Raw genomic sequence first — 297 nt, forward strand, 5'->3', positions numbered from 1 at the left:
CTTGATGCCACGCGCAACAGTGCCAATAGCTATCGGGGGGATCACACCTCCCATGTTGCTGTGCATAATGGCTCTTATTTAAGTTCTGGAAAAGAGACCACTGTTCTCTCTGGAAAAGATATCCGTGTTTTTGCGTCCGATATCGATGCGAAGGGCAATGTTGCTCTTGGTGCTCAAGGGAATATCACGATAGATACCAAATCTGATGAGATGGAGTATCATCTTCAGGGTACAAATCTTAAAGTGGATATGCAAGCCTCGCGAGCCGTTGGCTCTTCGATCAATGCTGGGGGTGAT

At 47.1% G+C, this 297-nt stretch carries 1 pseudogene; it reads left to right on the plus strand.

Going from position 1 to position 297, the window contains the following annotated elements:
- Positions 1-297, plus strand: a pseudogene (locus ACFINS_RS10835) (hypothetical protein); the annotation flags it as partial.

Source organism: Bartonella sp. AA2SXKL, from assembly GCF_042197205.1.
Taxonomy (GTDB): Bacteria; Pseudomonadota; Alphaproteobacteria; order Rhizobiales; family Rhizobiaceae; genus Bartonella.